The 12,310-nt window shown below is 60.3% G+C and carries 6 protein-coding genes; 4 read left to right on the forward strand and 2 right to left on the reverse strand.

All coding sequences use genetic code 11. The annotated features are described in order from the left end of the window. Positions 1-197: 197 nt before the first annotated feature. Both VGG64_00990 and VGG64_00995 read left to right on the forward strand, forming a co-directional pair. Complete coding sequence (locus VGG64_00990) at positions 198-692, forward strand: BlaI/MecI/CopY family transcriptional regulator (protein ID HEY1598146.1); 495 nt, start codon at positions 198-200, stop codon at positions 690-692. After that, complete coding sequence (locus VGG64_00995) at positions 689-6,652, forward strand: M56 family metallopeptidase (protein ID HEY1598147.1); 5,964 nt, start codon at positions 689-691, stop codon at positions 6,650-6,652. Before VGG64_00990 ends, VGG64_00995 begins: the two co-directional genes overlap by 4 nt. A gap of 61 nt (positions 6,653-6,713) precedes the next feature. Here the strand turns inward: VGG64_00995 and proS are convergent, their stop codons facing one another. Next, the gene (proS, locus tag VGG64_01000; protein ID HEY1598148.1) at positions 6,714-8,252 is read right to left on the reverse strand and encodes a proline--tRNA ligase; all 1,539 of its coding nucleotides are present in this window, start codon (positions 8,250-8,252) and stop codon (positions 6,714-6,716) included. A 175-nt stretch (positions 8,253-8,427) separates the two neighbouring features. Here proS and VGG64_01005 point away from each other — a divergent pair, with 175 nt between their 5' ends. Further along, positions 8,428-10,815: an MMPL family transporter gene (locus VGG64_01005; protein ID HEY1598149.1), complete on the forward strand. Its 2,388-nt coding sequence runs from the start codon at positions 8,428-8,430 to the stop codon at positions 10,813-10,815. A gap of 176 nt (positions 10,816-10,991) precedes the next feature. Here the strand turns inward: VGG64_01005 and VGG64_01010 are convergent, their stop codons facing one another. Next, positions 10,992-11,801: an alpha/beta fold hydrolase gene (locus VGG64_01010; GenBank protein HEY1598150.1), complete on the reverse strand. Its 810-nt coding sequence runs from the start codon at positions 11,799-11,801 to the stop codon at positions 10,992-10,994. Between the two features lie 203 nt (positions 11,802-12,004). Here VGG64_01010 and VGG64_01015 point away from each other — a divergent pair. Continuing rightward, on the forward strand, positions 12,005-12,310 hold a 306-nt coding region (locus VGG64_01015), incomplete at its 3' end, for a hypothetical protein (GenBank protein ID HEY1598151.1).

Here is a 12,310-nt window from a genome sequence, read left to right on the forward strand (position 1 = left end):
CGTCGTTCTTAGTAGCAATTCTTCGTCGCACCCGTTCCATGGCTAGCGCGAGGAATATCCGCGTGCATCGACCCGCTTTTTGTCCTTCATCATGCTGCGTTCATCCTGCCGCATTTTTTTCTTGCGTTTTATGACGTTCGTCGTACAATCCGATTTACGACACGCGTCATATACGCAATTCCGCTCACGGAGGCTCCATGAGCAAGCGACGGAAGCTACCCCGCCTGTCAGCCGGCGAAATGGAGATCGTGCAAATGCTGTGGCGGGCTGGTGCCGTCACACTGTCCGAGGCGCACGCCGCGGTCGATCGGCCGATTGGCTACACCACGGTCCAGACGCGGTTGAACCGATTGGTCGAAAAGGGGGTCGTCACGCGGTCCGTCGATCGCCCGGCCCGCTACGCAGCGGCGGTCGCACCTGAAGATGTCAGCGCTCGGCATTTCGACCTGCTGCTGGAGCGTATTAGCGACGGCAACGTAGTGCCGCTGGTGGCTCATTTGGTGCGCGACCGCACCCTGTCGCCGGACGAAATCGCCGAGCTCAAACAGTTGATCGCCGATGTGGAATCCGGCCACGCCCGAGGTGCCGAATCTGGCACGACAAGACCAGCCGAGCCGGCCAACCGGACGCCGGCCGAGCAATCGACGCGAGGAGCCAAAACAAACCACGCCAAGCGAGAGGGCAAGTCATGAATGGCGCAAACCTGAATCTGCTGCAGGAAGTTGGGCGTACCACATTCGCGCTAGCCGTCGCGGCGGTGGTGACAGGCGCTCTTTTTCGGTTCGCGCGCGTTTCGTCGTCGACCGTGCATCGCGCTGGCTGGCTGCTGGTGCTGGTCGTCGGCTGGTCATTCCTGCGAGTCTCCATCGTGGTGCCGTGGTATCAGACGCCGCCGGTTGGGGAGACCGGCATCGCATCAGTCAACGACGTGCGGCCCGACCAGATCGCTAGCGAACTGGTCCGTGTCCCAGAAATTCCGCTCGATGCCGTGCACCCGCGACAGGAGCAAGAGCCCATTGGCGGCGATCCCTTTCTCGCGCTGCCGACTTCCGAGCCCACGCTTCTCGATAAGCCTGACGGAGATATCGACGCAGCGCAGGTGCCGAACCTGGCGATTGCCGATGCCGCCGCGATCGACCTGGCGCTCGAAGCTGACGATGCGCTCTTTACGCTCGACAATGACTCTGCAGCGCCCCCTGCTGCCACCGCGGAATCGGATTCTATGCCGGCGGCAGCGACGTCAGTGAGCATGCCCGACCGCGCCGACGATTCCGGCGTCCTGAGAATCGTGCAAACGCCTTCACACGCTGATACGGAGGTTCCAGCTCGCGACGCTGCGACGCTATCTCTGCTCGTGCGCGGGGCGCTACTGACTTGGGCGTTGGGGATTGCCGGGCTCGTGCTGGCTTGGCTCGTTGGTTATGCGCGCTTTGTACGTCGGCTGCCCGCGGGGCAGGCAGCCGACGACGCCTGGTTGGAGGAGTGGCGTGCGCTGCTTTCGACCGCAGGCGTGCGCCGCGCGATTCCGCTACGTGTGACGGCCGACGCCGGCCCTATGTTGTGCCGGTTGCCGCGAGGATTCGAACTGCTAGTGCCAGGCTCCTTGTGGCGCGAGCTGAACGCGCGCGAGCGGGCTTGCATCCTGCGCCATGAATTGGCCCACTACCAGCGTGGAGATGTATGGAGCTCGCTGACGGTACATCTGTTGGCGCTTCCCCACTGGTTTAATCCTTTCGCCTGGTGGGCGGTGCGGCGCTTCGACGAAGCGGCCGAGTGGGCGTGCGATCGCGCGGCCGCCGCGGACGAACCCACGACAGCCTACGCCCGCACGCTGTTGCGATTGGGCGAAGCCGCGGGCCGGCACGCATCGTATAGTCCGGCCGCGCGTGGGCGAACACTCGCGGCCCGCATTCGCCGTGTGCTGGGTCGACAATCTCACGACGACTCGCCCTGGAAGAAGTTGCTCTTTACGATCGCGGCCGTGTGCATCGCGGCAGCCGCCTTGGTGCGTGTCGACCTGACCGCACGCGAGCCAGACGCGGAGCCACGCGATCCCAGCCAAGCCGTCCGCCCGTTGCCGATGGGCCTCTTGCGCCTGGCGGCCGAGTCGGGCGATACGCTGCACCTGACCGGTGAAGAACTGACAGCGCGCGGGCTGCGCGTGACGGTTGCTAAACCCGTGTCCGCAACTCACATCGTATTGCGTGGCGAGATCGCGCTCGACCCCGACAGCATGGTACGTGTGCAGGCGCCGTTCGGCGGAAGTATTGTCGAAGTTGCCCAGGCCGCAGCGGCAGCCGACAAGAAGCCACGGACGCTGCGCTATGGCGTTCGAGTCAAAAAAGGCCAGTTGCTGGTCACGGTCCGGAGTAAGGAACTCGCCGACAAGAAAAGCGAACTGTTCGACGCACTATCGCGACTGCGGCTGGACGAGGACGCGTTGAAACGCCTCAAGGAGGCGGCGTCTCCGGAGAAGACTGTACATGAAGCCGACCGCCAGGTTAGAGAAGCCCTGATCGCAGTCAATACGGCGGAGCGCGCATTGCGTTCGTGGCCGGACGGCAAGGCGGAAATCGAGCGCGTCATGGACGCGGCCAAGCAAGCAGAAGACGGGGCACAGAAAGATCCGTCGGCTGAGGACGGCTGGGGAAACATTGCTATTGTCTCGCCGATCGACGGGGCGATCCTGGAAAAGAACGTCAATGCCGGCACGATCGTCGGCCCAGCGGTCGACCTCTTCACAATCGCTGACCTGAGCGAAGTCCGCATCTTGGCGCACGTCTATGAAGAGGATCTGCCCAAGTTGCGCAGTGTGCCGGCGGACGAGCGGCGCTGGCGAATCAACGTGGTTCGCGAGCCCTTGCCTGAGTCACTTGTCGGCACCTTTGAGATCGGTCACATAATCGATCCGACATCCCACACGGCGACCGCGCAGGGCCGACTGGAAAACCCCGCCGGCCAGCTGCGGCTGGGCCAATTTGTCAAAGCGACGATCGAGATGCCATCGGATCGGACGCTCGTGGCGCTGCCGAGCAGTGCCGTGATTGAGGATGGCCATGCCGCCACGATCTTCGTGCAGGTTGCGGACAAGGCGACGGAATTCAAGCGCCGCAAGATCGCGATTGTAAGCCGAACTGGCAACACGGTGTTGGTACACAGCGAGCCTAACGAGCAAGAGCGCGCGGCGGGCCGGGAAGGGGTGACGTTTGGCGACAAGCTGCTGGCCCTGGCGCCAGTCGGTGAGCAGGTCGAGAAACCGGCCACGCCAAACTTCGACAGAGAATCAAGCCGCGACTCGCCGAACCAGGATGGCGGCAGTTTGCCGCGCAGGATCATCGTCGAGGCAACGCGGCCAGTCGGGAGCGTGACCGCCGCCGTCGCCGACGACGGCAAGGCGGTAGCATATTTGAGCGTCGCAAGTAATTTAGACGGAGTGCCTGTCGGGGCTCGCAGTGCGTTCAGAGAAATGCGCAGCACCGCGTTGCAGCTTCTCAAAAGCGAGGAGCTATTGACCCGCGCGCTGCACAATCCGGCAGTCTCGCAGCTACCCGTAGTGAGAGAGCAGCCCGATTCGGTCCGGTGGCTCCAGGAGTCGCTACATGTGTCCTACCAAAGTGACCGGGATCGGATCGTCATCGAGTTGCAAGGGCAGCAGCCGGAGCAGCTCGTAAAGGTAGTGAACGCGGTCCTCGACGTTGTCATGGCCAAGATGACTCCGCAGATTGAGTCAGCAACGGAACAGGCCATTGCGGCCGGTCCGCTACCACGTCAAGTTTTGCGGCTCGACGAGCCCGTCGCCAATAATGGCGAAGCCGTTGCGTACATTCAGGTAGCGCGCCTTGAGGCGGAGGGGCGTGACGACGGAGCCTCCGGCTCGACCGAATTTGCAACGTTGAAAAAGACGGTGGTCGAGATGCTGCGGAGCAAGACTTTGTTGAGCCGCGTGTTGCATCGGCAGTCGATTGCGGAACTCCCCTCGGTGCAGAAGCAACCCGATCCGGTCGACTGGCTGCAAAAGTCGTTGCAATTGAGGTATCCCAGCGACCAAGAAATGCTCGAAATTACGCTCCAGGCGGACGACGCCGCTCAGGCGGTGAAGATCGTCAAAGCCGTGCTCGACGTATTCTTCCAAGAGTTTGTCGAGAAGGGCCTGGCCGAGCGCGCGAAGAAGGAGCAACTGCTCCTGAAGCTCCGCAAGGAACGAGCGGCCGCGCTCGAGAGCGAACGCAAGAAATTGCAAATCCAGGAACGGATCATGGAGGAGTTGGATCGAGACCTGAAAAAGCTTGAACTCGAAAAACAAGCTCCCAATCGCTTCCGGCGGGTCGAGCGAACAGAAGCCGAAGCGGCGTTGTTGAAGGCGACGCCGTCGGCACCGCCAGGATCCGAGGAGACGAACAAGACCACGCTACGCTACATCGGGCGATCATTCGACGAGTGGGTCGCCGTGCTGGAAACGGATCTGAGTGAAGAGCGGAAGGCCGAGGCGATCTCGGCGCTCGAGGCCTTTTCCCGGCACGGTTACGCGCGGAAGGCCATCACGAAGATTTTCGACGCGGTGCGCGACCACGAGGCGCCCGCGGAAGGCGCCGCGGAGGCGATCGTGCGTATCGCGCGGCGAGCGCCAGAAGTTGTGCCGGTGATCGCTGCGGCGGCCGAGTCCGAAAAGGATGCCCGGGCGAGAGCGTTCGTCGATGGCGTGCTCACAATCATCCACGACCAGGCGTCACAAGTTGCTGCCAACGACCTAGAGCTATTAAAGACGCGGTTGGGTGTCGCGGTCGTCGTCGTCAATCAGGAGCAATTGATTCAGTCGAACCTCAATGGCAAGTTTTTCAAAGGGGGCTTGCGCATCGTGCAGGTCACAGGAGCGCCAGCCACAGAGGCTGGTTGGAAGCCGGGGGATACGATCGTCGGCATCGATAAGTATGCCGTCGTGAATCTCGACGCGGCGCGCTCTGCGATACGGGATCTGGTCGGCACGGCCAATAAGGTAACTGTCGTGCTGCTGCGCCACGACGATACCCTTCACAGCGTCGTCAACCTGGCCCCAGCCACGAACGGGACTGCCAGCGCGCAACCGTCAGCGGCCGACAATTCCACGCGTGATCTGGCGCAAAAGGAACAAAAGCTCAGGAAACTTTTCAATGAGAAGAACGAGCAACTGATCCGCGAGCTGAAGGACGTCGAGACCTTGCAGAAAGCACTGGGCATTGTCGATTCGTCCGCGGCCGCGCAGCAGAACAGCGTGCTGCAAGGACAATTGGGCGCGACTGGCCAGTCGATCTTCGCCCTACAGTCGCAGCTCTTGGAATTGGAAGCGGAAATCGACCAGCATAAACTCGATATCGAGCTGGCCGAGGACCCGGCCGGTCGCGAAGTGCGGGCCGACTTGGAAATCGCGCCTGACGATCGCGTCAAGAAGCTGGAAGCGCTGGTCGCGACTGCCGACGACCAACTCGATGACGCATCGCGGCAAGGGGTCGACGAGGCGATAATCGCCGAACTGAAGAAGAAGCGCAGCACGCTCGAAGACAGACTTCATGCCCGGCACGACGAGCTTATGAAGCGATTCGTCGACAATGACGGTGTGCGCATCAAGAGGCTGCGCGGCACGCTAGGCCTGGCCGAAAAGCGTCGCGAGCGAATGCTGAATCAACTGGCCGAACTGCAGAAGCGCAACGAGGAAATCACAAATCGATTGTCGATCGTTAACCGCGACACGCCTGAGCTGGAAAGTAAACGGAGTAATGTTCGCGTGTCGCAGCAGGTGGTCGAGGAAATTAACCGTGACCTGCACCGCATTGCGCTTGAAAAGCAGACTATCCGCGAACGGCAAGCGGCCGAAGCCGACGGAGATGACGAGAGCAAGGCGAGGGAGCGCCGCACTAAGCGGCGGCAAACACTCAAGAAGGCGTATCAAGTCAGAAAGGAAGCTTTGATTAGCGAAAAAAAGGACGTCGAAGCGTTACAACGATCACTGGGCGTAATCGATGCGGCCGCGGCAGCGCAGCAGCATCAGTCATTCCAACAAAGGCTTAGCCTGGTGGCGAATTCGATCTTTTCGCACACCACGCAGTTGGCGAATCTGCAGCTGGATGTCGACCGCTTGCAACTCGATATCGAGCTGGCGCAAGATCCGCAAGCCAAACAAGCCCGAGCGGAAGAGGAGATGCACAAGGATGAAAAGCTGAAAAAGCTGGAGGAGCAGCTAGAGGCTGCGGACCAAAATATCAAGGGTGCCAAACGGCAGACGAAAGACGACCCTGCCGTCAAGCGGCTGGAAAAGGATCGAGCAGCTGTCGAATATCTGGTCAACTCGCGGCGCGACGAGTTGCTGAAAAAGTTCAGCGACATCGTCCAGGCTGTCAAGGTGAAAGAGCTTCAGGGCAAGCTACAGGTAGCGCAGAAACATCGCGATGGCCTCGCCCTGCAACTCGAGACTCTCAAGAAGGAACGAACGGAACTTCAGGATAAGCTAACGGTCATTACCCGCGATACGGCCGAGTTGGAAACCAGGCGACAGAAGATACGTGTACTCGAGCAGGTCGCCGACGAAATCAACCGAGATCTCCAGAAGATCGACCTGGAGAATCAAATGTCGGGGGACGCGGAATCGAAAGACTCCGACGATCCCGGGGTTCGACGGTAACCAGTAGGCAGCGGGTAGGTAAGCAGTCCGTGCGCGAGGTGAAAACCGTTGGACTCGCAATCTAGTACGCTTTGGCAAATATGGCCCGCTTGGTCGTGGGTTGCCCCGTAAACAGGCAGGTGCCGGGCGTTTCCTCTTCGAAGCCTGGTTCGTCCGCAATCGGTACGCAACGGATCGTGACTTTCAAACGGCCAAGGATCTCTGTCGTCTGCGGCCCTTCGACGAAGTGACCGACGACGAAACCGCCGTGGATTTCGGGCTTGTCTTCATTTTGAGGGGTAAAAAACGCCTCGAAATCTTCACGCTTCGTGATCGTGTGGGTGACGGCCTTGCGCTCGGCCAGCGCTCGCTCGAAGAGACTATTTTGCATGGCGGTAAGCTCGCTACCGATCTTTGCGACGAATTCGCTACGGGGCACAGCCGGCCTCTTTTCGCCTGCCGGTTGGTCGCGGCGGCGTGGCATCAGTGTATCGCCGGCCAGATCGCGCGGGCCGATTTCGATGATCACCGGCACGCCCCGTTTGACATGTTGCCACTTTTTGTCGGCGCGCGCGATGTCGCGATCGTCTACCAAGGCCCGTACCGGCTCGTCGTCATATCTTTGCGCGGCCAGCTCGGCGCGCAACTTCTGGCAATACTCGGCGACGGGAGCGCGCTCCTCGTCGTTGCGATAGATTGGCAATATCACGACCTGCTGCGGCGCCAGGCGCGGCGGCAGCACCAGGCCATCATCGTCGCCGTGGGTCATGATCAGGCCGCCGATCAAACGTGTCGACACGCCCCAACTGGTGGTCCAGGCGAATTCTTCGCGTCCTTCGGACGAGAGAAACTTGATCTGCTGAGCTTTCGAGAAATTCTGCCCCAGGAAGTGCGAGGTGCCGGCCTGCAGCGCTTTGCGGTCTTGCATCATCGCTTCGATCGAGTAGGTATTGATAGCGCCGGGAAAGCGTTCACCCGCCGTTTTTTCGCCACGAATGACCGGCATGGCCATGTAATCTTGTGCGAACCGGGCATAGACGCCCAGCATCTTGAGGGTCTCTTCCTCGGCCTCGGCGCGGGTGGCATGGGCCGTGTGCCCTTCTTGCCAGAGAAACTCGGTGGTGCGGAGAAACATCCGCGTACGCAACTCCCAGCGGACCACGTTGGCCCACTGATTGATCAAAATCGGTAAATCGCGGTAGGACTGCACCCATTTGGCGTACATGGCGCCGATAATCGTCTCGCTAGTGGGACGCACAACCAGCGGTTCTTCGAGCTTGCCCGTGGGGACCAGTCCGCCATCAGGACCGGGCTCGAGCCGATGATGCGTGACTACGGCGCATTCCTTGGCAAAGCCTTCGACGTGCTCGGCCTCCTTCTCCAGATAGCTGAGCGGGATGAAGAGCGGAAAATAGGCGTTCACATGTCCGGTGTCCTTGAACATTCGGTCCAAGACACGCTGCATATTCTCCCACAGCGCGTAACCCCATGGCTTGATCACCATGCAACCGCGCACCGGAGATTGCTCGGCCAGGTCGGCGGCGCGGACCACCTGCTGATACCATTCGGGATAATCGTCTGCGCGGGTTGGTGTGATCGCGGTCTGCGGGGCCTTGGCCATCGGAAGAGTTCTCGCGGCAATTCGGGAAGACGCTGGGGAAAGCGGATCATTGTAGGGAATGTCCGTGAAATGCGGCAATGGGCGTGTTGAGCCGAGTTTCAACCCGGCTTGCAGCGAGATACCTCCAGCGGCCATGATTGATCGCGGAAACTCAACACACGGCAGTCGCACCCCGATGAATCAGTCCTCGCCGCACAACGGCACCTCGCCGCCAGATGATCCGCACGATCACCAGATCGTGGTCGATGGTGCGCCCGTGCCTGCGGATATAGCGACCACCTTCGCCGGTCGTTTATCGCGCTGGCTGGTTGATAGGCGCTGGCCGCTTTTGGGCTTAGGAGCCGTGATAGCTTTTGTATCGTGGTTTCCTGCGCAGCATTTGCAATACGATCGGTCGGTCGAAAACATGTTTGCGCCGGGCGACCCGATCCTGGCGCCGTATCATCAATTGCAGCGCACGTTCGGCGGCAACGAGGTGGCTCTGGCCGCCTACGATGATCCGCAGCTGCTCACGTCCGCCGGTTTGGAGCGGTTGGACAAGCTCACCGCCGCGCTAGAAAAAGTGCCAGGCATTTCGACGGTGCTTAGCCTCACGCGCAGCCCGCTGGGAAAGCAGATCCTGATCTGGCCGATCGCTGCGCAGCGCGAGGCATTCCTGAAGCTGTCCGAAGGCTACACGGTAAGCTCGGATCGGCAGACCGCGGCCGTTGTCTGTGTGTTCGACAAGGAAAGCGCCAGCCCGATTCCACGAACCGAAACCGTCGACCGGCTGCGTGCCACGGTCGACCAAATCGCTTCGGGCGGCGTGTTAACCGGCGAACCCGTGATGGTGGTCGACGGATTCCGTTATCTCGACGAGGACGGCGAGAGGCTGGGCATCGCTTCAACCGTGCTATTGTCGCTGACCATTATTTTCTGCTTCCGCAGCGTTCGCTGGGTGATCGTGCCGATGGCCGTGGTTTTTATCACCTTGTGGATGACCGAAGGATTGATGGTCAGCGGCGGATTCCGGCTGAGTATGGTCAGCTCGATGTTGTGGGCCGTGGTGGCCGTGATCGCCATCGCCACGGTCGTTCACATCGTGATCGGCTATCGCGAGCTGCGCGACGACGGCTTCCTTCCGCACGATGCCCTGGTTATTACAGGAGGCGCGCTCGCCGGACCGATCTTTTGGGCCTGTATCACCGATACGGCCGGCTTTGGGTCGCTAATGGTCTCACGCGTCGGACCGGTCCACGATTTTGGACTGATGATGTCGCTGGCCGCGGTGCTCACGCTGTTTGCGATCATGATGTTGGTGCCCGGGCTGTCGCTTGCAGGACGCATCGATGTCGATCCGAAACGGGCCTGGGGCGAGGGGCACCTGGACCTCAGCCTGCATTGGTTGTCGTCATTGATCGAACGCCGTCCCAAGATGCTGGGCGCGGCCGTGGTGGCAATCACAATTCCGGCGCTGGTGGGCACGTTCTGGCTGGAAGTCGAGAGCGACTTTACCAAGAACTTTCTTAGCAGCAGCCCCATCGTACACGCCTACGATTTCGTCGAATCCAAGCTCGGGGGGGCGGGAGTGTGGGACATTATTGTCCCCGTGCCGACGACCAATGATTCTGAATTCGTGGCGCACGTGCGCCGGCTCGAAGAACGACTTCGCAATGAAGTACAGGTCGCCGAGGATTCTGGATCTGGCACGCGGCCGGGTCTGACCAAGGTGTTGAGCGTAGTGGATGCGATCGACGCGCTCGTACCTGGCCGGCAGGTCGGTTCCGCGCAACTCGACGCCACGTTGGCGCCGCTGAAAAAGATGATGCCCATCGTCGGACTTTTGCACGGCCGGGATCCACAGCAGCAGGATCGCGAATTTGTGCGGATCATGCTCCGCGCTCCAGAGCGGCAGGGTTCGGCCCAGAAGGAAGCGCTGATCCAGCACGTGACCGCCCTCAGCCGCGAAGAATTCCCCGAGGCGCAAGTCACAGGCTTTTTTGTGCTGTTGACGCGGCTCATCGAGAGCATGCTGGGGGACCAGTGGTTGACGTTCATCCTCTCCACAAGCGGTATTTTCTTGATGATGCTGATCGCCTTTCGCAGCATTCCAGTGGCCGTAATCACGCTTATCCCGAATGCTCTACCGATCATGGTGGTGACGGGCTTGTTGGGGTGGTCGGGATTGAAAATCAACATGGGGGGCGCGATGATCGCGGCCGTGTCGATGGGTTTAGCCGTCGATTCCTCGGCACACTACATCACGGCCTTTCGCAGTTTTCGTGCGCAGGGGCAATCGATCGATCAGGCCATGCGCTCTGTACACCAAAGTGTGGGCCGGGCCGTGGTCTTTTCGACCCTGGCGCTGATCGTCGGCTTTACCGCGCTATGCCTGAGCCAGTTCGTGCCGACGATCTATTTCGGCGTGTTGGTAAGCCTCGCCATGATCGGCGGCATGTTGGGCAACCTGGTGATTTTGCCCTTGCTATTGAAATTGATCATGCCGCGCGACGAGTCTCCCGCCGACCCAGCCCCCGGAAGTGCGGAAGCAGATCATGAAGCCACCGCAACAGCGCCCGGATGAGCTTCAGGGCGAAAGTAATCGTTACAGAAAATGAAAGGCCGAAGTCGTCGAACGCCGTGGAAGGGCATTCAACGGCGGACGTCAATCGAATATCGACCGGGCGTCAGGGAGTACTACACGACAGCGCGGATCCGAGATTTTCTCTTGCTCCGCGTGTGATTGCTAACGTTGGACGATCATTCTTGTTCGACTGCTTGATCGAGCACGACGCGGGCAACGATAGACCCATACATTTCCAGAATGGTGTTTTCACGCAATTCCGCAGGTGTCGGCACGATGTCAGTTCCCCAATTGACGAGCCGAAAATGATTGGCCTCCCAATTGCCCAGGAATGTCCAACGGTGGGCGTCGTTTCCCGCCGTCGCGGAAGTGACCGATACCATGCCATCGTTGTCTCCTTCTTGGGCCTGAATGAGATCGTGCGTCAGCCCAAGTAACCCTAGCGGCACTCCCAACGGTCGCGGAGGATCGAAATGGCCCGCGACGGAATAGTAGCGAACTTGCCCAGCCTCCGGAACGAGCCAATTGAATTCGGCGCCCCGGGCCGTCGTCAAATCGCCGATACCGGTCACCCCAAGCGATCCCAGCAAGGCGACCAATCGCGGATCGCGATCCTGAATAACCAGATCGGCAATGGGACTGCCATGATGGGGCGTACCGATCGTGGTTAACGACAAGACGCGATCGGCCAGGCCGAGCTGCGAAATCATGAAACGTGAATCGAGGCCGCCCATGCTGTGGGCCACGATATGGACCCGCTTCCCGACAACATCGACATTCGACGGATTGTCCAAGTAACTCCGCAGATCGTGGGCACGGTCGCTCACACTGCCGGCGGTATTTAACTGAGGTGGATCAGGAACTATGTAATTGTCCTGGCGCAGCGCCTCGGGAATGCCACGAAAGTACGAGGCGATCGTCGTGCCGCCGACGATTAACTGGCCAAATCCGAAGATGCCGTGTACCAACACGATCGGGTCGCTCATGGTTCCTCGGCAGGAAAAACCGTCCGCAAATCGCGTATTCGGATGGTCGGTAGGCCTCTGAGCACACTGCCGACTGCTGATGGCCACAACGGCCAGCGTTGGTTCTACAAGAATTGCCTGCGGACTCAATAACTGCGCGATCTTCCGTCCCGACAACGGGCTCGGTAGATTCAACCGCACCATTCTCTCAGGCGGAGCTTCCCATGCCCGATGATTTACCGGTTTTGTTCGCTCAAGCGTCCAACGTTCCACTGCAATGGCTCGATGTGCTGATCTTAGCCAGCAGCGTCGTAGGCGTAACAGTTTTCGGCATGTGGATCGGCCGCAAGGAAGAAAGTACCGGCGACTATTATTTGGCGGGCAAGACCGTCGCCTGGTGGGCGGTGGCAGGCTCGATCTTCGGCACAAATATCAGTTCGCACCACATGGTCGGCATGATGGGGGCCGGGCTGAAAGAAGGATTTGCGCAGGCGAACTACGAGTTCGGCGCGATCTTCGGGCTGCTGACC

The organism is Pirellulales bacterium, from assembly GCA_036490175.1.
In the GTDB taxonomy this organism is placed as follows: Bacteria; Planctomycetota; Planctomycetia; order Pirellulales; family JACPPG01; genus JACPPG01.

What these genes read in the sequence shown, in the direction of transcription:
- proS (HEY1598148.1), bottom strand. Translation starts at nt 8,252, where the DNA reads ATGGCCAAGGCCCCGCAGACCGCGATCACACCAACCCGCGCAGACGAT.
- VGG64_00990 (HEY1598146.1), top strand. Translation starts at nt 198, where the DNA reads ATGAGCAAGCGACGGAAGCTACCCCGCCTGTCAGCCGGCGAAATGGAG.
- VGG64_01010 (HEY1598150.1), bottom strand. Translation starts at nt 11,801, where the DNA reads ATGAGCGACCCGATCGTGTTGGTACACGGCATCTTCGGATTTGGCCAG.
- VGG64_01005 (HEY1598149.1), top strand. Translation starts at nt 8,428, where the DNA reads ATGAATCAGTCCTCGCCGCACAACGGCACCTCGCCGCCAGATGATCCG.
- VGG64_00995 (HEY1598147.1), top strand. Translation starts at nt 689, where the DNA reads ATGAATGGCGCAAACCTGAATCTGCTGCAGGAAGTTGGGCGTACCACA.